Origin of the sequence: Microbacterium sp. ZXX196, assembly GCF_009709595.1 — a bacterium.
Lineage (GTDB): Bacteria > Actinomycetota > Actinomycetes > Actinomycetales > Microbacteriaceae > Microbacterium > Microbacterium excoecariae.
In genome coordinates this window covers 1-20,815 of record NZ_WMEE01000007.1, presented here as the reverse complement: position 1 = coordinate 20,815, position 20,815 = coordinate 1, and the positions used below count along the sequence as shown (strand labels likewise).

At 72.8% G+C, this 20,815-nt stretch carries 16 protein-coding genes and 1 pseudogene; 11 read left to right on the top strand and 6 right to left on the bottom strand.

All coding sequences use genetic code 11. The features are described from left to right. The first annotated feature begins 13 nt into the window (after nucleotides 1-13). Together GJQ66_RS07875 and GJQ66_RS07870 are read left to right on the top strand one after the other, a co-directional pair. Nucleotides 14-1,342 (top strand): sugar ABC transporter substrate-binding protein, encoded by a 1,329-nt coding sequence (locus GJQ66_RS07875; protein WP_155048797.1) that lies wholly within the window; start codon nucleotides 14-16, stop codon nucleotides 1,340-1,342. Nucleotides 1,343-1,446: 104 nt separating this feature from the next. Next, nucleotides 1,447-3,438: a beta-galactosidase gene (locus GJQ66_RS07870; protein ID WP_155048796.1), complete on the top strand. Its 1,992-nt coding sequence runs from the start codon at nucleotides 1,447-1,449 to the stop codon at nucleotides 3,436-3,438. A gap of 77 nt (nucleotides 3,439-3,515) precedes the next feature. On the opposite strand, the gene murJ is transcribed toward GJQ66_RS07870, so the two are convergent. Together murJ and GJQ66_RS07860 are read right to left on the bottom strand one after the other, a co-directional pair. After that, nucleotides 3,516-5,108 (bottom strand): murein biosynthesis integral membrane protein MurJ, encoded by a 1,593-nt coding sequence (murJ, locus tag GJQ66_RS07865; protein WP_155048795.1) that lies wholly within the window; start codon nucleotides 5,106-5,108, stop codon nucleotides 3,516-3,518. Next, nucleotides 5,105-7,168 carry a DUF6049 family protein gene (locus tag GJQ66_RS07860; RefSeq protein ID WP_155048794.1) on the bottom strand — a complete coding sequence of 688 codons (2,064 nt, stop codon included), beginning with the start codon at nucleotides 7,166-7,168 and terminating at the stop codon, nucleotides 5,105-5,107. Before GJQ66_RS07860 ends, murJ begins: the two co-directional genes overlap by 4 nt. A 263-nt stretch (nucleotides 7,169-7,431) precedes the next feature. Here GJQ66_RS07860 and galT point away from each other — a divergent pair, with 263 nt between their 5' ends. Together galT and galK are read left to right on the top strand one after the other, a co-directional pair. Further along, entirely contained in the window at nucleotides 7,432-8,541 is a 1,110-nt protein-coding gene (galT, locus tag GJQ66_RS07855) for a galactose-1-phosphate uridylyltransferase (RefSeq protein ID WP_230379450.1), read from the top strand. Next, nucleotides 8,541-9,740 carry a galactokinase gene (gene galK / locus GJQ66_RS07850; protein WP_155048792.1) on the top strand — a complete coding sequence of 400 codons (1,200 nt, stop codon included), beginning with the start codon at nucleotides 8,541-8,543 and terminating at the stop codon, nucleotides 9,738-9,740. Before galT ends, galK begins: the two co-directional genes overlap by 1 nt. 131 nt (nucleotides 9,741-9,871) lie before the next feature. On the opposite strand, the gene GJQ66_RS07845 is transcribed toward galK, so the two are convergent. Beyond that, nucleotides 9,872-11,401 carry a methyltransferase gene (locus GJQ66_RS07845; protein ID WP_155048791.1) on the bottom strand — a complete coding sequence of 510 codons (1,530 nt, stop codon included), beginning with the start codon at nucleotides 11,399-11,401 and terminating at the stop codon, nucleotides 9,872-9,874. A 67-nt stretch (nucleotides 11,402-11,468) separates the two neighbouring features. Here GJQ66_RS07845 and GJQ66_RS07840 point away from each other — a divergent pair, with 67 nt between their 5' ends. Further along, entirely contained in the window at nucleotides 11,469-11,891 is a 423-nt protein-coding gene (locus GJQ66_RS07840) for an organic hydroperoxide resistance protein (RefSeq protein WP_155048790.1), read from the top strand. A gap of 28 nt (nucleotides 11,892-11,919) precedes the next feature. Here GJQ66_RS07840 and GJQ66_RS14680 read toward each other — a convergent pair whose 3' ends face one another. Beyond that, nucleotides 11,920-12,210, bottom strand: coding sequence for a hypothetical protein (locus tag GJQ66_RS14680; protein WP_230379472.1), 291 nt, complete (start codon nucleotides 12,208-12,210; stop codon nucleotides 11,920-11,922). Here GJQ66_RS14680 and GJQ66_RS14675 point away from each other — a divergent pair. Beyond that, a pseudogene (locus GJQ66_RS14675) lies at nucleotides 12,176-12,319 on the top strand (SDR family oxidoreductase); the annotation flags it as partial. The gene GJQ66_RS14680 and the pseudogene GJQ66_RS14675 sit on opposite strands and share 35 nt — an antisense overlap. A 27-nt stretch (nucleotides 12,320-12,346) precedes the next feature. Here GJQ66_RS14675 and GJQ66_RS07830 read toward each other — a convergent pair. Continuing rightward, nucleotides 12,347-13,399, bottom strand: coding sequence for a zinc-dependent alcohol dehydrogenase family protein (locus GJQ66_RS07830; protein WP_155048789.1), 1,053 nt, complete (start codon nucleotides 13,397-13,399; stop codon nucleotides 12,347-12,349). A 55-nt stretch (nucleotides 13,400-13,454) separates the two neighbouring features. On the opposite strand from GJQ66_RS07830, the gene GJQ66_RS07825 reads away from it, so the two are divergent. The 4 genes from GJQ66_RS07825 (at nucleotide 13,455) to GJQ66_RS07810 (ending at nucleotide 19,577) form a co-directional block, all read left to right on the top strand. Continuing rightward, a complete protein-coding gene (locus tag GJQ66_RS07825; protein WP_155048788.1) occupies nucleotides 13,455-14,888 on the top strand; it encodes a CCA tRNA nucleotidyltransferase in 1,434 nt (477 codons plus the stop codon). A 59-nt stretch (nucleotides 14,889-14,947) separates the two neighbouring features. Continuing rightward, nucleotides 14,948-16,126, top strand: a complete 1,179-nt coding sequence (locus tag GJQ66_RS07820; protein ID WP_368732795.1) for a glycosyltransferase — start codon at nucleotides 14,948-14,950, stop codon at nucleotides 16,124-16,126. A gap of 23 nt (nucleotides 16,127-16,149) precedes the next feature. Further along, on the top strand, nucleotides 16,150-17,349 hold the full coding sequence (locus tag GJQ66_RS07815; protein ID WP_155048787.1) for a glycosyltransferase: 1,200 nt from the start codon (nucleotides 16,150-16,152) through the stop codon (nucleotides 17,347-17,349). A gap of 92 nt (nucleotides 17,350-17,441) precedes the next feature. After that, the gene (locus GJQ66_RS07810; RefSeq protein ID WP_155048786.1) at nucleotides 17,442-19,577 is read left to right on the top strand and encodes an ATP-dependent Clp protease ATP-binding subunit; all 2,136 of its coding nucleotides are present in this window, start codon (nucleotides 17,442-17,444) and stop codon (nucleotides 19,575-19,577) included. Between the two features lie 76 nt (nucleotides 19,578-19,653). Here the strand turns inward: GJQ66_RS07810 and GJQ66_RS07805 are convergent, their stop codons facing one another. Continuing rightward, nucleotides 19,654-20,241, bottom strand: a complete 588-nt coding sequence (locus tag GJQ66_RS07805; protein ID WP_368732794.1) for a nitroreductase family protein — start codon at nucleotides 20,239-20,241, stop codon at nucleotides 19,654-19,656. Nucleotides 20,242-20,410: 169 nt separating this feature from the next. Here GJQ66_RS07805 and GJQ66_RS07800 point away from each other — a divergent pair, with 169 nt between their 5' ends. Beyond that, nucleotides 20,411-20,653: a hypothetical protein gene (locus GJQ66_RS07800; RefSeq protein WP_155048785.1), complete on the top strand. Its 243-nt coding sequence runs from the start codon at nucleotides 20,411-20,413 to the stop codon at nucleotides 20,651-20,653. The last annotated feature ends 162 nt before the right edge of the window (nucleotides 20,654-20,815 follow it).

Here is a 20,815-nt window from a genome sequence, read left to right as displayed (position 1 = left end):
GGAGTTGACACACATGAGCACTATCCGATCCACCCGCCGGCGCGTTCTCGCCGGCACCGCCCTCGCGGGCGTCGCCACCCTCGCCCTCGCCAGCTGCTCCGGCGGATCCGGGGGCGGCGACGTCGACACCGACGCGGCCCTCGAGGAGGGCGGCACGATCACGGTGTGGGCGTGGGAGCCCACGCTCGAGCCCGTGATCGAGGACTTCGAAGCCGACAACCCCGGCGTGACGGTCGAGCTCGTCAACGTCGGAACCGGCATCGACTCGTACACCGCCCTGCAGAACGCCATCACGGCGGGCCAGGGCCTGCCCGACCTCGTGCAGGTCGAGTACTACGCCCTCCCGCAGTTCGCGCTCCAGGAGTCGCTCACCGACCTCACGGAGTTCGGGGCCGACGAGTACGACGGCGCGTTCGCGACGGGCCCGTGGGACTCGGTGCACTCGGGCGAGCAGATCGTGGGCCTCCCGATGGACTCGGGCCCCATGGCGCTGTTCTACAACAAGAGCGTCTTCGACGAGTACGGCGTCGAGGTGCCCACCACGTGGGAGGAGTTCGCCGAGGCCGCCGCCCAGTTCCAGGAGGCGAACCCCGACGTCTACATCGGCAACGAGTCCTCCGACGCCGGCTTCGCGGCGTCGATGATGTGGCAGGCCGGCGGCACGCCGTGGACCGTCGACGGCACGAACGTCTCGTTCGACCTGACGGGCGACGCGGGCGCGCAGGCGTACGCCGAGCTGTGGCAGGGCATGCTCGACGACGAGCTTCTCGCTCCGATCGAGGGCTGGACCGACGAGTGGTTCCAGGGCATGGCCAACGGCACCCTCGCGACGCTCCCGATCGGCGCGTGGATGCCGGCGAACCTCGAAAGCAGCGTCCCGGACGGATCCGGCGACTGGCGCGTCGCGCCCATGCCGCAGTGGACCGAGGGCGAGGCCACCTCGTCGGAGAACGGCGGCAGCTCGCTGGCGATCCCCGCGGACGCGGAGAACAAGGAGCTGGCGTACGCGTTCATGGAGTACGCGAACGCGGGCGACGGCGTCCAGACCCGCCTGGACAACGGCGCCTTCCCGGCGACCACGGCCGAGCTCGAGTCGGACGAGTTCCTGAACCAGGAGTTCGAGTACTTCGGCGGGCAGAAGATCAACGAGGTCCTCGCGGAGTCGTCGGCGAACGTGGTCGAGGGATGGCAGTACCTGCCCTTCCAGGTGTACGCGAACACGATCTTCGGCGACTCGGTCGGCCAGGCCTTCCTCGGCGACGGGACGATCTCGGAGCAGCTCGGGTCCTGGCACTCGACGCTCGAGCAGTACGGCGCGGACCAGGGCTTCACGATCGAGTGACCCCGCCCCGCCGCTGACACCCCTCGGGTCGCCAGGAGCCGCGCCTCGCACGCGGATCCTGGCGACCCGCCCTCTTTTCACCCCGTTTCCCCGAAGGGATCCCCATGCCGACTCACCGCTGGCTCCGCACGCCCGAGGGCACCGCGCCGCGCATCTCCTACGGAGCCGACTACAACCCCGACCAGTGGCCGCGCGAGGTGTGGGACGACGACGTCCGCCTCATGAAGAAGGCCGGCGTGGACGTCGTGTCCGTCGCGATCTTCTCCTGGGCGAAGCTCCAGCCCGCCCCGGGCGTGTGGGACTTCGCGTGGCTCGACGAGGTCATCGACCTGATGCACGCGAACGGCATCGGCGTGGACCTCGCGACGGCGACCGCGTCCCCGCCGCCGTGGCTCACGATGGCGCACCCGGAGGTGCTGCCCGTCACCGCCGAGGGCCACGTGCTCTCCCAGGGTGCCCGCCAGCACTGGCGGCCGACGTCGCCCGTGTTCCGCGAGTACGCGCTGACGGTCGTGGAGAAGCTCGCGGAGCGGTACGGATCCCACCCTGGCGTCGTCGCGTGGCACGTGAACAACGAGCTCGGCTGCCACAACGCGTACGACTACTCGGACGACGCGGCCGCCGCCTTCCGCGCGTGGCTGGCCGACCGATACGGCGACGTCGCGGGCCTCAACCACGCGTGGGGGACGGCGTTCTGGTCGCAGGCGTACGGGTCCTTCGACGAGGTGCTGCCCCCGCGGTTGGCCGCGTCGTTCCCGAACCCCACGCAGCAGCTCGACTTCGCGCGCTTCTCCTCCGACGCGCTGATCGACTACCTCGTCGCCGAGCGCGAGGTGCTGAACCGCATCACCCCGGACGTCCCCGTGACGACAAACTTCATGATCACGGGCGGCACGCGCCACGCGGACTACGCCGCCATGGCGAAGGAGATCGACTTCGTCTCCAACGACCACTACGTCACCGCCGACCGCGACGAGCTCGCATTCTCCGCGGCGATTACGAGCGGCGTGGCGGGACACCGGCCGTGGTTCCTCATGGAGCACTCGACGAGCGCCGTGAACTGGCAGCCGGTGAACCGGCCGAAGCGCCCGGGGGAGCTCATCCGGGATTCCCTGACCCACGTCGCGCACGGTGCGGACGCGGTGTGCTTCTTCCAGTGGCGCCAGTCCTCGGCGGGCGCCGAGAAGTACCACTCCGCGATGGTTCCCCACGCCGGCGAAGACACGCGGGTGTACCGCGACGTGGTGGAGCTCGGGCGGATCCTCCAGGGCCTCGGCGACGTGGTCGGATCCGACCGCGACCCGGCGCAGGTCGCGATCCTGTTCGACTGGCAGTCGTGGTGGGGATCCGAGCTCGACTCGCACCCGACGGAGCTGCTGGAGTACCGCCGCGAGGCTCTCGAATGGTGGACGGCGCTGGCGAACCTCGGGATCCGCGCGGATGTGGTGCCCACCGGCGCCGACCTGGCGGGGTACCGGATGGTCGTCGCGCCCGTGCTCTACAGCGTCCCGGAGGCGCTCGCCGACACCCTGCGGGCGTACGCGACCGGCGGCGGCCACCTCGTGACCACCTACTTCTCCGGCACGGTCAACGAGCACGACCACGCCTACCTCGGCGGCTATCCCGGCGCGTTCCGCGACCTGCTCGGGATCCGCGTGGAGGAGTTCCGTCCCCTGTTTGCGGGGGAGACGGTGCCGCTGTCGACCGGGACGACCGGATCGCTGTGGAGCGAACCGATCGACGTCGTCGCCGGCGACGTCGAGGTGCTCGCGACGTACGAGCACGAGGAGCTGGGGGCCGCCGTGACGCGCCGGCCCGCGGGCACCGGATCCGCCGCGTACGTCTCGACGCGCCTGGGGCTCGAGGGCCTCGCCGCGATCCTGCCGGAGCTCCTGTCCGGCGCCGGGGTGACCTCGGAGCTGCCCGAGGCGCTGCGTTCCTCGGTCGAGCTGGTCGTGCGCGCGGGGGCGAACGGCCGCGTGCGGTTCTTCATCAACCGCACCGACGACACGGTCGACCTCGGTGGGGTCGCGACGGACTTCCTCTACGGATCCACCACGCTCCCCCCGCGCGGCGTCGCGATCGCCCGCGGCTAACCCCGCGCCGCGCAAGTCCACAATTCTCCGACATTTCATCGGGGAATCCCCCGATGAAATGTCGGAGAATTGTGGACTTAGGGGCGGCCGAGGCGGGCGCGGAGCGTCGCGGTCACCGCCGAGAGCTCGGGCGCGCGGAAGATCGCGAGGAGCGCGGCGTAGATCACGGAGCACACCAGGCCGATGACGACGCACCCGGCCACGGCGCCGGCGAGGCCCGACAGCATCCACCCGCCGGGACCGCCCGTCCAGAGGTACACCGCGTATCCCGTCGCTCCCGCGGGGAGCGCGGCCGCCGTGAATCGGCCGATCGCCCAGACGTTCGGGAGCATGCCGAGCGGGCCGAGGTGACGACGCAGCAGCCATGACGCGAGGATGACCTGCGCCAGGCTCGCGACCGCCTGGCTGAACGCGATGCCCGCCGTCACCCAGGCGTCGCCGAGCAGCGCGCGGGCAGCGAGGGCCCCGGCGACCGCGAGCGCCGCCTGGAACGCCGTGAAGAAGAACGGCGTGCGGGTGTCTCCGTACGCGTAGAACGCGCGCTGGACGATGAACAGCACCGCCATCGGCACGAGCCCGAACAGGAATCCGATGAGCACCGTCGCGGTGCCCTCCGCCTCCGCGGTGTTCGTCGCGAACAGGCGCGACAGCGGCACGGCCGCGGCCATGAGCGTGACGGCCGAGATCACGATGAGCATGCCGAGCACGCGCGTGGAGGTGCCGATGTCGGCGCGGACGTCGGCGTCGCGCCCCGCGGCCGCGTGCTCGCTCATGCGCGTGAAGTAGGGCGTCCCGATGCTCATCACGATGAGCGAATACGGGAGCATGAAGACGAGCCAGGCGTTCTGCCAGACCGTCACGGACGCGTTCTCTCCCGACGCCGTCGAGATCATCTGCTGCTGCACCGCCGTGACGACGTAGCCCACGAGCAGCATGGCGATGCTCCACGTGGCGACGCGGCGCACCTCGCCGAGGCCCATGCCGCGCCAGCGGAAATCGGGGCGCAGGCGCAGGCCGGTCTTGCGCCAGAAGATCACGAGCGCGACGGTCTGCGCGACGATCCCGGCGGTCGCGGTGCCGCCGAGGAGCGCGATGCTGCCCGGATCCCACTCCTCGATCGGCATGCTCCCGCCGCCGTAGATCGCGATGAAGACGAGGAAGCCGGCGATCGAGACGACGTTGTTGACGATCGGCGTCCACGCGTAGGGCCCGAACACCCGCCGGGCGTTGAGCGTCTCCCCGATGAGGGCGAACATTCCGTAGAAGAACACCTGCGGGAGGCACCAGAGGGCGAATGCGACGGCGAGGTCGAACTGCGGACCCGAGTAGTGCGAGAACAGCGACACGAGCAGGGGCGCCACCACGAGCGCGACGGCGGTGACGCCCAGCATGACGACGGTGCCGAGGGTGAAGAGCTTCGACAGCTGTCGCTGGCCGCCGTCCTTGGCCGTCGACCACCGCACGATGAGCGGCACGAACACCGCGGTGATGACGCCGGTGGAGATCACCTGGAAGACGTAGTTCGGCAGGATGTTCGCGGTGTAGAACGCGTCGTTGGCGAGGCCGAACGCGCCGATCGCCGCGACGAGGACCATGCTCCGCAGCAGCCCCGTCACGCGGGAGGCGAGGGTGCCCGCCGCGATGACGGCGCTCGATCGTCCGAGGCTCATTCGCCCGCTTCCTGTATGCCGCTATCGGAATTGTTGTCGGCGGCCTCGGACCGCAGGCGGCGGCGCCGCCGCACCTGGCGCACCACGCCGGTGCCGAGCAGGCCCGCAATGAGCACGCCGAACGCCGTGATCCCGATGCGCTCCCAGTCGGCGCGCACGGTCACCGGCATGTCGCGCTCCGGCCCGATCACCTCTCCCGTGGCGGCCTCGAGTCGATAGTGCACCGTGACGTCCCCGCTGCCGACGCGCGCCTCGATCGGGATCGTGACGCGCGTGGTGCTGTCGGGCTGCGCGACGACGACGGTGCGCTCTTCTATCGAGAGGCGGGGGTCGTCGGGCTCCGCGACAATGACGACGTTCGCCGGATAGGGCAGGTCGTTGCGGATCCACACGGGCATGGGCGCCTCGGGGCTGAGGAGCTGCACGGGCGACGGCTGCTGGATGTCGATCGCCTGCTGGCGGTCAGTGTTGAGCGCGTCCAGCGTCTCGGCGGCCTCCTGCCACCCGTCGGGGTTCGTCGACCAGCTCACCGCGAGCAGCCGCAGGAACTCCGCGCGCGTCTGGCTGGTGAGCAGGCTCGGATCCTCCAGCGCGGTCGCGATGTGCTGGAGCCCCGGGACGTCGGCGAGGTATCCCGCGACGGCGGCGATCCGCGCCTCGTCCACCTCGTATTCCGTCAGGGGAATGGATCCGGATCCCGCGAGCGCGGACAGGGTCCGAGGCGTCGACGCGGGCGTGCCGAGCGCCGCGCCCACGGCGGCGTCGAGGCCGTCGGCCGTGACGTCGGCCTCCGCGTCTACGACGACGGATCCGGCCTGGTCGGTCGTGAGCGTGTCGGAGCCCATGCGGTCGAGCGCGAGGACGACGGGCTCGTCGTCCGCCGCGAGCCAGATCTCGGCGGTCGCTGCCGAGAGGGCGCGATCGCGCTCGGCGGGATCGGCGAGGGCCGCGGCCGCGAGCAGGCGGTCCGAGAGCGCGTCGTCGTAGGCGATCGTGCTCTCCCCCAGCGCGGGCTCGCCGTCGGCGGTGTCAGAGGCCGGCACGAGTACCCGCGCGCCGTCGCCCGAGGTGAGCGCGGCCGCGAGCTCGTCGTTCAGGGATCCGCTCGCGGGCCAGTACACGGGCGCGCTCGCGGTCTCGCCGATATCGGTGAGGGCGTCGATCCCGGCCGCGTCGCCCTCGATCGCCGTCGTGTAGGCCGACAGATGGTCGGCCGCGAGCGGTGCGTCGAGCCCGGCGGCGACCTGCGTCGCGGCGTCGGCGTCGGCGAATTGCAGCGCGAACCGGTCGTTGGGGAGCGCCATCAGGCGCGCGAGCCACGCGCTCGCCTGGGGCGGAGCGTCGTCCCCCAGCGCGCGGATCGCGGCGGGGATGGCCGGGTCGACGGCGAGGATCGCGGAGGTGCCCTCCACGGCGTCGAGCTCGGCCGTGAGGAGGCCGGACTCGCCGGTGAGGGTCGCGAGGACCTCGGCGGAGTACACGCCGGTGGTCGCGACCGGCCCCGTGATCGGGACGACGAGCGCCACCTGTTGTGCGGATCCGCCTGAGACGATCATGACGGCGCGCGCGCCGGCGGGGATCTCCGGCCCGGAGTACGTCGCGAGCACGGGGTAGACGCCCGGGTCGAGGTCGGAGACGTCGACGCTCTCGCTGAGGTTCGTCGCCTCGCCCGCCCCGAGCTCGTCGGTCTCGATCGTCGCGATCTCCTCCGAGGCGTCGCCGCCGGCGCCCGACATCCAGGCCTCGACGGCCGCGGCGTTCGTCAACGCGTCGCCGCGGCGGACGACGATCTCGGCCGCGTCGTAGGCCGCGTCGTCGGGGTTCGCGAGGCCGATGTCGAGCGCCGCCTCGTCGCCCGAGACGACGCCCTGGTCGCCGATCCGCAGCGTGACGGGCGGGAGGGCCGCAGCCTCCGGCGGCGCCTCGTCGGCGCTCGCGACCGACGCCGGCAGGGTCGCGGCGGTCGCGGCGCCCGGAGCGGCCAGCGCCAGCCCGCAGCCCACGACGAGGGCGGCGCCGAGGGTGAGGGGGCGCCGCGTCCAGGAAGTCGAATCGTTCATAGGAGAGTCCGCGACCGCGAGCCGCGCTGACGACGAGTCTACGGACGGGCGCCTGTCAGGCCGCACAGGAGGAACGATGTGTTCCCGCCGCGCGGTCCGGCGTGCGCGGGCGGGGCCTGCGCGCTCGATAGGATCAGGCGTATCCCCCTCTCCATCCACCCCCGAGGACTATGGGAATGCCCGAAGACGCAGCAACCTCCTCTCTCGATGCCGCGACCTCGGCGACCGAGCTCACGGGCGGAGTCGTGCGCCGCGCGGCCCGCATGGCGGACGGACGGGAGATCCTCTACTTCGACGACGCGGGCACGGCGCTACCGCCGGAGCGCGCGGTCGACGCGCGCGCGCTGGACCCCCGCCCCGCGACCGCCTCGATGCGTCGCGACGTGCTGACGGGCGACTGGATCACGATCGCCGCGAACCGCCAGAACCGGGCCATGTTGCCGCCAGCGGAGCTGGATCCGCTCGCCCCGCAGACGCCGACGAACCCGTCCGAGGTGCCCAGCGTCTACGACGTCGCCGTGTTCGAGAACCGGTCCCCCGCGCTCGGCCCCGCGCTCGCGCGCGCCACGGGAGACGTGCCCGCCGGCGAGGACGCGCCCGAGGGCCTCGACGACCTCCGGGCGCCGGGCCTCGGCCGCACGCGCACGGCGATCGGCCGCTGCGAGGTCGTGTGCTTCAGCCCGGAGCGCACCGGATCCTTCGGCACCCAGTCGGTCACGCGTGCCCGGACGGTCATCGAGGCGTGGGCCGACCGCACGGCCGCGCTGTCGGCGCTGCCCGGGATCCAGCAGGTGTTCCCGTTCGAGAACCGCGGCGAGCAGATCGGCGTGACGCTGCACCACCCGCACGGGCAGATCTACTCCTACCCCTACGTGACGCCGCGCACGCAGGCGTTGCTCGGGCAGGTCGAGCGCGAGGGCGCCGACCTGTTCGAGCGGATCCTCGACTTCGAGCTCGCGGGCGAGCGCGTCCTGATCGAGGCCGAGCACTGGGTCGCGTACGTGCCGTTCGCGGCGCGCTGGCCGGTCGAGGCGCACCTCGTCCCCCGCCGCCACGCGGCCGACTTCTCGGAGCTCACCTCCGCCGAGCGCGACGAGCTCGCCTCGGTCTACCTGCGCCTTTTGCGCGGTGTCGACGCGCTCTACGACACCCCGACGCCGTACATCGCCGCGTGGCATCAGGCGCCCGTTCACGTCGGGCGCGACAGCGTCCGCATGCACCTGCAGCTCACGTCGCCGCGTCGCGGCGCGGACAAGCTCAAGTTCCTCGCCGGATCCGAGGCCGCCATGGGCGCCTGGGCCGCCGAGATTCCGCCGGAGACGGGGGCCCAGCGCCTCCGGGACGCCATCGCCCAGGCCGGGGAGGTCCTCTGATGTCGCCGACCGCACAGTCCGCCGCCGCGCTGTTCGAGCGCCTGACGGGATCCGCGCCCGAGCGCATCTGGTCGGCGCCCGGCCGCGCGAACCTCATCGGCGAGCACACCGACTACAACGAGGGCTTCGTCCTGCCGTTCGCGATCGAGCACCGCACCTACGCGGCCGTCGGGCGCCGATCCGACGGCATCATCCGCGTCGTGTCGACCTTCGACCCGAACCCGGTCGAGGTCGCGATCGTCGAGCTCCAGGCGCTGTTCGGCGGCGACGCGGGCGAGGGCGTGCGCAGCGGATCCGTGCCCGAGTGGGCCGCGTATCCGCTCGGCGTCGCGTGGACCGCGCTCGCCGCGGACGGCCAGGGCGCGACGCAGATCCCGGGCGTCGACATCGCGATCGCGTCGGACGTGCCCATCGGCGCGGGCCTGTCCTCCTCGGCGGCCATCGAGGGCGCGACCGCGGGAGCGCTCGACGACCTGTGGGGCCTCGGCCTCACGCCGCTCGACATGGCGAAGATCGGCCGGACTGCCGAAAATCAGGCGGTCGGGGCGCCGACGGGGATCATGGACCAGGTCGCCTCGATCATGGGCCAGACCGACGCCGCCACGTTCTTGGATTGCCGCACGCTCGAGACGCAGGCTGTCGACCTCGGCTTCGCCCGCGAGCACCTCGCGCTGCTCGTGATCGACACCCAGGTCTCGCACTCGCACTCGACGGGCGGCTACCGCGACCGGCGCGAGGCCTGCGAGCGCGGCGCGACCGCCCTGGGCGTCCCCGCCCTGCGCGACCTCACGGTGGGCGACCTCGAACGGGCGCGCGCGGTGCTCGACGACGTGACGTTCCGCCGCGTCGCCCACATCGTGACGGAGAACCAGCGGGTCCTCGACACCGTGGAGGCGTTGCGGGCCGAGGGGCCCCGCGCCATCGGCGGCCTGCTCGTGGCCTCGCACGTGTCGATGCGCGACGACTTCGAGATCTCGGTTCCCGAGCTCGACACCGCGGTCGAGAGCGCCCTCGAGGCCGGTGCCGTGGGCGCGCGGATGACGGGCGGCGGGTTCGGCGGGGCCGCGATCGCCCTCGTCGACGAGGCGCGCCTCGAGCAGACCCGCCAGGCCGTGGCCGACGCGTTCGCCCGCGCCGGTTTCCGCGCGCCGAACCAGTTCACGGTCGTCCCGTCGCACGGCGTCCTTCGCGACGCCTAACGCCCCGCGCTCCCCCGCGACCCGACGCGCGACCAACACAACGCAGTCAATTTTTTGCCGACACGGCCCGGATCCGCGTCGCCGCGGCCGCCGCGCCGAAAATTGACTGCGTTGTGGTGCCGCGGGCGGGGTCACGCGAACGCGAGGAACCCGTCGACGAGGAGCGCGCGGACGGCGGGGAGGAGCGAGGCGCCCAGGGCGGCCTCGTCGACCTCGAGGATGTCGGCGAGCGCGGCGACGATCTGACCGACCGCGAGCTCGCCGTCGCACGCGCCGACGAGGCCCGCGAGGGCGGGATCCGCCTGCACCGAGCGCCCGAAGCCGCCGCCCTGGCGCAGCTCGATCACCGTGGGGTTCTCGGCGCCCGGCGTGTGATGGCGGGCCTCCGTGACGTCGGCGGCCACCCGGAGGCGGGCCCCCGCGAGCGCCTCGTCCGTGAGGGCGGCCTGGGCGTCGTGGGCGCGGAGCGCTGCCGCGAGGTGGGATCCGAGCGCACCCTCGGACGCCACGGGCTGGGGGATCCGCTCGTACCGCGACAGCGTCGGGCCGGCGTCCGCGCGCCGGAGGAGGACGTACCCGAACCCGACCCCCGTGACCCCGCGCGCCGCGAAGTCGTCGAGCCACGCGGCGAGCATCCGGTCGTGTTCCGGGCTGCCGGGGGCCGTGCCCCCGTCGCGCACCCACATTTCGGCGTACTCGATCGGGTTCAGCCGCTCGCGCTCGATGACCCACGCGTCGAGGGGAACGGGGGACGCCTCGATCCAGCCGCGGATCCGCTCCAGCCCGTCCTCGCCGCCGCGCGTCTCCCAGTTGGCGAGGAACTGCGCCGTGCCGCCGGGCACGAGGTGTGCGCCCACGCCCGCCACGACCTGCTGCACGAGCGCGTCGCCGACGAGCCCGCCGTCGCGGTACTCGTAGGTGGGCACCCCCGCGATGCGCGGGGTGATGACGAACGGCGGGTTCGACACGATGCGGTCGAACGTCTCGCCCGCGACGGGGGCGAAGAGCGACCCGAGGCGGGTTTCGACGGCGTCCACGCCGTTGAGGAGCGCGGTGATCCGCGCGAAGGCGAGCGCGCGCTCGCTGATGTCGGTCGCGACGACGGCGTCCGCGTACCGCCGCGCGCGGAGCGCCTGCACGCCGCACCCCGTGCCGAGGTCGAGCACCCGCCCGGCCCGGTCGGGCAGCTGCAGGCCCGCGAGCGTGACGGAGGCCCCGCCCACGCCGAGCACGTAATCCTCCGCGAGCGCGCCGGCGCCGAGGGCGAGCTCGTCGAGGTCGGCGGCGATCCACCACTCCCCCGGCCCGCGGTCGTCGTGGAACGACTGCGGCCGCACGGTCGCGCGCGGGCGCAGGTCGTCGCCGTCGCGCTCCGCGAGCCCGAGGCGGACGAGGCCCGCGGATCCCGTGTCGGGGAGCGCCCGGTCGACCTCGTCGGCGGGCTGCGTCCGGCCGAAAACGAGCAGGCGGGCCAGCACCGCGGCGGGATCCGTCCGGTCCCCCAGCGCGCGCAGGGCGGGCAGCGCGAGCGTGCGACCGATCGCGTCGTCGGCCTCGACGCCCCACGCCGCGCGCAGCGGCTCGGATCGGAAGTCGGCTCGGCGGAGGTCGCGGGCGAGCGCGCGGCAGAGATCGGGATCCGGGTTCAGCACGGGATCCATTCTCATTCAGAGGAAGTTCCCACGCACGGTCCGCCGGGGCGCGGCGGATCCGTACCAGCCTGGGGTGATGGACGCTCTTTACACGACAGAAGCACTCGCCACCGGCGCGGGCCGCGACGGCCGCGTCGCGGTCGCGGGCACGGACCTCGACTTCGATCTCGCCGTTCCGAAGGCGATGGGCGGATCCGGCAACGGCGCGAACCCCGAACAGCTGTTCGCGGCCGGGTATGCCGCGTGTTTCCACTCGGCCCTGCAGGCCGTGGCGCGCGGCCAGAAGGTCTCGATCGACGGCTCGTCGGTCGGCGGCCGGGTCTCGATCGGCTCGAACGGGGAGGGTGGCTTCGCGCTCGCCGTCGAGCTCGAGGTCGTCATCCCCGACGTCGAGCACGAGGTCGCGCAGGGGCTCGCGGACGCGGCGCACCAGGTGTGCCCCTACAGCAACGCCACGCGGGGCAACATCCCCGTGACCATCTCGGTCGTTCAGGACTGACCGGTCGCGCGGGCCGCAGACCATCGGGTCAGCGGCCCGCGCCCGGCGCGAGCGCGCGCACGGCGAGGTCGACGACGCGCTCGGCCGTGCGGGCGTCGTCCGGCTGCAGCGCGACGTGGAGCGCGACCATGCTCGTCGCGGTCGCGACGTCGTCGACCGTGACCGCCGGATCCGCCTCCCCGCGGGCGAGGACCGCGCCGATGATCGCGCGGAGCCGCCCATCGAGCGCGGCGCCGCCGGCGGGCCGGGCCCGGAGCGCTTCGAGGATCGACGCCGAGACGCGTGCCTGCACCGCCTCGAAGCACGCCGTCGTCGGCATGACGAAGAGCTCGGCCTACCTGTACGCGCTCTCGGGCCAGCGCATCAACGCCGTCGCGCCGGGCGCGGTCGCCACGGGCATCGAGGCGCCGTTCGCGTCGGAGGTCGGGGCCCGCGGCAACCGCGGGCCCCGGCCCCTACGGGCGCAGCAGCGCCTTGATCGTGCGGCGCTCGTCCATCGCCCGGTAGGCGTCAGCCGCGTCCGAGAGCGCGAACTCGCGGTCGAAGACGGCGCCGGGGGCGAGGGATCCGTCGAGCACCTCGGGCAGGATCTCCTCGACGTAGCTGCGCACGGGCGCGACTCCGCCCCGGACGCCGACGTTCGTCGAGAACATCGTGCGCATCGGCAGCTCCGGGCCGCCGTTCGGGACCCCCACGAACCCGACCTGGCCGCCGGGGCGGGCGGAGCGTAGCGCCTGGTCCATCGACTCCTTCGTGCCGACGCACTCGAGGACCGCGTCCGGGCCGATGCCGTCGAACATGTCCTTCAGGGTGGCGACGCCCTCGTCCCCGCGCTCGGCGACGACGTCGGTCGCCCCGAAGGAGCGCGCCACGGCCTGCCTGTCCGCGTGGCGCGACATCGCGACGATCCGCTCCGCGCCCAGCCGCCGGGCCGCGAGCACCGCGGACAGGCCCACGGCGCCGTCCCCGACGACCGCGACGGTCGAGCCGGGCCCCACGCCGCCCGAGACGGCCGCGTGGTGTCCCGTGAGGAAGACGTCGCTGAGGGTCAAGAGGCTCGGAATGAGCTCCGGATCCGGGGTGCCCGGCACGACCTGCAGGGTCCCGTCGGCGTGGGGCACGCGGACGAACTCGCCCTGGCCGCCGTCGGTCGCGTGGCCCCAGTGGTCGTCGCCGCCCCACCACCCGAGCTCGAGGCACGAGGTCGTGACGCCGCGCACGCAGTTCGCGCACACGCCGCAGCAGTCGTAGAACGGCGCGATCACCGTGTCGCCCACCCGCACGCGGGTGACGCCGTCGGCGATCTCCTCGACGACGCCGACGAACTCGTGCCCGATGCGCCGGGGGACGTCGGGGTGCGTCACGCCGCGGTAGGGCCAGAGGTCGGATCCGCACACGCACGCGGCCGTGACGCGCACGATCGCGTCGCGCCCGGTGCCGCTGAGGACCGGATCCGGGACCTGCTCGGATCGGATGTCACGTTCGCCGTAGAGAATGGTTGCCCGCATGCCTCGAGGCTAATCGCCCGGCGGCCCACCAGGCGCCCCCAGTACGCTGGAACCCATGCTCAACATGGCCGCCGGACTCGCGCGCCTCGGCGACCTCGCTGAGAATCCCGTCGTCGCCGAGCTCGCCCGCGCCTTCGCGGCCGCCGGGCACGAGCTCGCCATCGTCGGGGGGCCCGTGCGCGACGCGCTGCTCGGGCGCGCCACCCACGACCTCGACTTCACGACGAGCGCCCGGCCCGACGACATCCTCCGGATCGTCACGCCCATCTCGACGGCGCAGTGGGACATCGGCCGCGCGTTCGGCACGATCGGGGCGCGCGTGCGCGGCGAGCAGGTCGAGATCACCACCTACCGCGCCGACACGTACGACGGCGAGACCCGCAAGCCGGTCGTCGCGTTCGGCGACAGCCTCGAAGGCGACCTCGCGCGCCGCGACTTCACGGTGAACGCCATGGCGCTCGCGGTGCCGGAGGTGCGGCTCGTGGATCCGACCGGCGGCGTCGAGGATCTCGTCGCCGGGACCCTGCGCACCCCGATCGACCCGCGCGTGAGCTTCGGCGACGACCCGTTGCGGATGCTCCGGGCGGCCCGGTTCTCGGCGCAGCTCGGCTTCGACATCGAGGCCGCAACGCGCGAGGCGCTCGAGGAGCTCACGGGCACGCTGTCGATCGTGAGCGCCGAGCGGATCCAGGCGGAGCTGTCCCGCACCCTCGCGGAGACGGATCCGGTCCGCGGCGTGCGCGTCATGGTCGACACGGGGCTCTCGGGCGAGTTCCTCCCGGAGCTCGGCGACATGCGCCTCGAGGTCGACGAGCACCACCACCACAAGGACGTCTACGAGCACTCCCTGACCGTGCTCCAGCAGGCGATCGACCTCGAGCGCGAGCGGACCCCGGACGCCGCCCCCGACGTGGCGCTGCGGCTCGCCGCGCTGCTGCACGACATCGGCAAGCCCCGCACCCGCAAGCTCGAGCCGGGCGGCGCCGTGAGCTTCCACCACCACGACGTCGTGGGCTCCCGCATGGCGAAGAAGCGCCTGACGCGGCTGAAGTACGACTCGGCGACGATCTCCTCGGTCGCGCGGCTCATCGAGCTGCACCTGCGCTTCTTCGGGTACGCGGAGGGCGCGTGGACCGACTCGGCCGTGCGGCGCTACGTGCGGGACGCGGGCCCCGAGCTCGAGCGCCTGCACATCCTCACCCGCGCCGACGTCACCACGCGTAATCAGCGCAAGGCGCGCCGCCTGGCCTCCGCGTACGACGACATCGAGAGCCGCATCGTGCACCTGCGCGAGCAGGAGGAGATCGACGCGATTCGGCCCGACATCGATGGCAACCGGATCCAGCAGATCCTGGGCATCTCGCCCGGCCCGGACGTGGGGCGCGCCTACCGCTTCCTCATGGACCTGCGCCTGGACGAGGGTCCGCTGGGGCCCGAGGAGGCCGAGCGTCGCCTCGTGGCGTGGTGGGCCGAGAACCCGTCTGGGTAACCCCCGAATGCCGGGGGCGCCTGCGGGATTCTCACGGGGCCGCCGGTAGCGTGGCGGTCGTGTCCGATTCCTCGCCTCACCGCCCGCTGACGGTCCTCCTGGGCTGCGACACGTTCTCGCCCGACATCAACGGGGCGGCGCGGTTCGCGGAGCGCCTCGCGGCGGGGCTCGTTCAGCGCGGCCATGACGTCCACGTGAGCGCTCCGAACCAGGTCTACCGCCGGGCGCGCCCAGGCACGGAGGTGATCGAGGGCGAGGAGGTGACGGTCCATCGCCTGCCGGCGGTCCCCCTCCCCTGGCACGAGTGGCTGCGCTTCGTGTGGCCGTGGCGCTCGAAGCACTACGCGCGCCGCGTGCTGGACCTTGTGCGTCCCGACGTCGTGCACATCCAGTCGCACATCGTCATCGGCCGCGGCCTCGCCCGGGAGGCCCGCAAGCGCGGCATCCCCGTGATCGCGACGAACCACGTCATGCCGGAGAACATCCTCGACTTTACGCGGGCGCCCGAGTGGTTCAATCGCTTCCTCGTGCGCGAGGAGTGGGCCGACGCGCGGCGCACCTTCGGCATGTGCGCGGCGGTCACCACGCCCACGCGCAAGGCCGCGGACTACCTCGAGAAGACCGTCGACGTCGCCGGCGTCATCCCCGTCAGCTGCGGGATCGATATGTCGCGGTACACGCCCGACCTCTCGCCGCGCGCCGAGCGGCGGATCGCCTTCGTCGGGCGGCTCACGAGCGAGAAGCGCGTCGACGACATCCTGCGGGCGGCCGCCGCCCTCGACGGCGTCACGGTCGAGCTCGTGGGCGATGGTGACCAGCGCGCCGCGCTCGAGGCCCTCGCGGCCGAGCTGGGGATCGCGGACCGGGTCGAATTCCACGGTCACGTCCCGGACGACGAGCTCCGCGCGACGTTGACCCGCGCCTCGGTATTCGCGATCGCGTCGATCGCCGAGCTCCAGTCCATCGCCACGATGGAGGCGATGGCCTCCGGGCTCCCGATCGTCGCCGCCGACGCCGTGGCCCTCCCCCACCTCGTGAGCGACGGCGAGAACGGCTTCCTGTTCCCGCCGGGCGACGTGCCCGGGCTGACGGAGCGGATCCGCGCGGTCCTGGAGGCGAGCCCCCGCGAGTACGAGCGGATGCAGCGCGCCTCGCTTAGCCTCGTCGCGGTGCACGACATTACGCGCACGCTCGACACGTTCGAGGCGCTGTACCGCGGCGAGGAGCTCCCGGCCTGAGGCCGCGGGCGGGAGGGGCGCGCATGCACGTCGTGATGTTCGCCGACCAGCACGTCGAGACGTCGGGCGGCGCCCAGGTGGCGATGCGGCTGCAGCGGACCTTCCTCGAGCGCGCGGGGCACACGGTCACGATCGTCGCGCCGCGGCGGCACGGGCACGGCCTCCCGGGCGCCGAAGACGAGGGGTACGTGGACCTGCCGTCGATCGCGGTGCCGACAGATCGCGAGTACTCGGCCCTCTGGCCCGGCCGCCGGGCGCTCGCCGCGGCCGAGCGGGGGATCGCGAGCCGCGTCGCGGCGGGCGCCCCGCTCCCCGATCTCGTGCACGTGGAGGCCGACTACTGGGGCGCGGTGCTCGGGTACCGCCTGGCGCGGCGCCTGCGGATTCCCGTCGTGCACACGATGCACAACCGCGTCGACGTGGGGCTCGCGGCGACGGTCCCGGCGCCGCGGCTCGCGCTGCGGCTCCTGAACGCGTGGCGGCGGCGGGCGCTTCCGGGATCGGGGCGCGGATCCGACGGGTGGGCGTACCTCCGCGGCCTCGCCGCGGGCGCGAGCGCCGTGACCGCGCCCTCGCACCACTTCGCGCGGCGGCTCGAGGAGCACGGCGTCTTCTCCCCCGTCGACGTCGTGTGGAACGGCATCGATGACGACGCGCTGGCGGACGTCGCGCCGCCCGACACCCGCGGCGGCCTCGTCTGGGTGGGGCGGATGAGCCCCGAGAAGCGGCTGTTGCCGTTCCTCGCCGCCTATGCGGACAGCGGCATCACTCTGCCGGTCGAGGTCATCGGATCCGGCTTCGAGCGGCAGGCGGCCGAGCGCCTGGTCCGCGAGCGCGGGATCGCGGATCGCGTGACGTTCGCGGGGCGTCTGCCGTACCGCGAGACGCTCGCGCGGATCGCGGGATCCGCGGCCCTCGTGCAGACCTCGATTGGATTCGAGACGCAGGGAATGACGCCGTTCGAGGCCGCGCAGCTCGGCACCCCGGCGATCGTGAGCGATCCGGACGTGGCCCGGGAGCTCGACGGGGCGTGCTGGGCGGTCGCGTCCGCCGCGGACGAGCCCGGCCGGGTCGCGGCGCTCGCCGCGGCGCTCGCGCGCGCGGCGGCCGACCTGGCGCGGGGCGCCGCGCCGGAGCCCTCCGCGCGCGTGCTCGCCGACTTCGTGCAGTCCTCCCGGACCGCGGCGATGATAGCGATCTACGAGCGCGTCCTCGGCCGCTGAGCACCGCGTAACGTGGCGCGTCGCGGGCGAGGGTGGTAAAGTTGAGTCTGCAAGACTCAAGTTGTATCGCCCGCTGACGCAAGGAGGATCCCATGCCCGCGAAACAGGTGCCGCAACAGGAGGAGCAGAGCGCCCTCGAGCAGTTCGGCATCAACCTCACCGAGCGCGCCCGCAGCGGCAAGCTCGACCCGGTCATCGGACGCGACAGCGAGATCCGTCGCGTGAGCCAGGTGCTCACCCGCCGCACGAAGAACAACCCTGTGCTGATCGGGGAGCCCGGCGTCGGCAAGACGGCCGTCGTCGAGGGGTTGGCGCAGCGGATCGTGGCGGGCGACGTGGCCGAAAGCCTCGCGGGCAAGGAGCTGATCGCCCTCGACATCTCCGCGCTCGTCGCGGGCGCGATGTACCGCGGCCAGTTCGAGGAGCGCCTCAAGAAGGTGCTGCAGGAGATCACGGAGTCCGAGGGCCGCGTGATCACCTTCATCGACGAGCTGCACGTGCTCATGGGCGCGGGCGGCGGCGAGGGATCCGTCGCGGCGGCGAACATGCTCAAGCCGATGCTCGCGCGCGGGGAGCTGCGCATGATCGGCGCGACGACGCTTAACGAGTACCGCGAGTTCATCGAGAAGGACGCGGCGCTCGAGCGGCGCTTCCAGCAGGTCTACGTCGGCGAGCCGAGCGCCGCCGACACGATCGCGATCCTCCGCGGCCTGAAGGAGCGCTACGAGGCGCACCACAAGGTCGCCATCAGCGACAGCGCGCTCGTCGCCGCCGCCTCGCTGTCGCATCGCTACATCCCCAGCCGCCAGCTGCCGGACAAGGCGATCGACCTCATCGACGAGGCGGCGAGCCGGTTGCGCATGGAGATCGACTCCGCGCCGCTCGAGATCGACGAGCTGCGCCGGCACGTTGACCGGCTGAAGCTTGAGGAGCTCGCGCTGAAGAAGGAGAAGGACGCGGCCGCGAAGGAGCGTCTCGCGGCGCTGCGGGAGACCCTCGCTCAGAAGGAGGAGGAGCTGTCCGGCCTGCAGGCCAGGTGGGAGGCCGAGCGCGCCACGCTCAACCGCGTCGGAGACCTCAAGACGCGGCTCGACGCCGCGCGCAGCTCGGCCGAGCGCGCGCAGCGCGAGGGCGACCTCGAGCGCGCCTCGCGCCTGCTCTACGGCGAGATCCCCGGGCTCGAGCGCGAGCTGGCCGACGCGGAGCGCGCCGAGCAGTCCGACGACCGCATGGTGAGCGACCAGGTCACGGACGAGGACATCGCGGGCGTGATCGCGGCGTGGACGGGGATCCCCGTCGGCCGTCTTCTCCAGGGCGAGAGCGAGAAGCTCATCCACCTGGAGGCTGAGCTCGGCCGCCGCCTCATCGGCCAGAAGGACGCGGTGACCGCCGTGTCGGACGCCGTGCGGCGCTCCCGCGCCGGCATCAGCGACCCGAACCGGCCGACGGGATCCTTTCTGTTCCTCGGCCCGACGGGCGTCGGCAAGACCGAGCTCGCGAAGGCGCTCGCCGAGTTCCTCTTCGACGACGAGCAGGCGATGATCCGCATCGACATGTCGGAGTACGGCGAGAAGCACTCCGTCAGCCGCCTCGTCGGCGCCCCTCCGGGGTACGTCGGCTACGACCAGGGTGGCCAGCTCACCGAGGCCGTGCGGCGGCGCCCCTATAGCGTCGTGCTGCTCGACGAGGTGGAGAAGGCCCACCCGGAGGTCTTCGACGTGCTGCTCCAGGTCATGGACGACGGCCGCCTCACCGACGGTCAGGGCCGGACCGTGGACTTCAAGAACACGATCCTCATCCTCACCTCGAACATCGGATCCCCCATCCTCGTGGATCCGGCGATCGCCGCGGAGGAGAAGCGGACGCAGGTGCTCGAGCTCGTGCATCGCGCGTTCAAGCCCGAGTTCATCAACCGGCTCGACGACATCGTCGTTTTCCACGCGCTCGGCGAGGACGACCTCGCGCAGATCGTGGAGCTGCAGGTCGAGCTGTTGCAGCGCCGCCTCGCGGATCGTCGGCTCACTCTCGCCGTCACCCCCGACGCGCGGGCCTGGCTGGCCGAGCGCGGCTACGACCCGGCGTTCGGTGCGCGGCCCCTGCGCCGCCTCATCCAGAAGGAGATTCAGGACCGCCTCGCGATGGCGATCCTCTCCGGCGGGATCCACGACGGCGACACCGTGCGCGTTGACGTCGCGCCGGAGGGCACGCACCTCGCGCTGACGGCGTAACCGGAGCGGCACACGGCGCCCCCGCCCCCACTAAGGGGACGGGGGCGCCGTGTGTGCGAGGGAGATACGCCCTGGGTCAGTCGTTGACGAGAACGGTCTCGGCGAGCGCGCGGCGCTCGCGCGGGGCCAGCTCGCGCTCGCGCATCGCGTCGGGAAGGATTTCGGGGTCGCCCGCCTCACCGAGTGCGAGGAGCGTGAACGGCCGGAAGCGGTCCGCCAGGGAGAAGCGTTCGCTGACGACCGCCGGGTCGAAGCCCGTCATCTGGTGCACGAACAGGCCGTCGTGGTGCGCCTGCACCGAGAGGTGCGCGACCGCCTGGCCGAGGTCGTACTGCGCGGTGACGTTGGCGCGGCCCGCCTCGTTCTCGGTCTCGGCGATCGCCGCGATGAGCACGCCGGCGCGCGTCGCCCACGCGGCGTTGAACTCGACGAGCGCGGCCGACAGGCCCGCGAAGGCCTCGGACCCGCGCCGCGCCACGATGAAACGCCACGGCTGCGAGTTGTACGCCGAGGGGCTCCACCGGGCGGCCTCGAGCGCGCGGGCGAGGGCGCCCTCGTCAACCGTCGCGGTCTCGTCGTACGCGCGCGGGCTCCAGCGCGCGGCGAGGATGTCGAGGACGGGAACGTCGGTCGGGGCCGTGCGGTCGAGGGTCGTCGTGGTCACAGTGTCTCCAATGCGGGTCGGCTCGGGGGCGGATCGCGCCCACGCGAGGCTACAACCGCTGGGTTTCGCGAATATTCCGTCGCGCCCGGGCCCGAACCGGAATTCTGGCCGAATGGGGGACAGACAGCGAGGCGGGCGCTTCCTAGGCTGGCGCCCGGGGGACACCGGAATGACCGAGAGAGATCAGATGGTCGGCGGCAGCCGACGCGCGACGCGCGAGGGTGTCGCCGACCACTGGCCGCGTCCGGTCTTCCCCGAGGAGAGCGGCGCGGATCCGGACCCGCAGTATCCCGAGCGCCCCGAGCTGCTCTCCCCGGCCGAGGCGGCCCAGGCCGCCGGCCGCTGGGGCTGGATCCTTCTCGCCGCCGCCGGCGCGGTCATCACGCTGGCCTTCGCGCTCCCGCTCGGCTGACGCCTTAGGCCGTGTGGATTAAGTCGGTCGTGATCCAGATCAGCGTGGCGGCGAGGGCTATCGCGGCGCGGTAGGAGCGGACTGTCTTGTCTGAGCGCATCGCGATGCCGCGCCATTGCTTGAGTTTGTTGAAGCAGCGCTCGACGACGTTGCGTCCCTTGT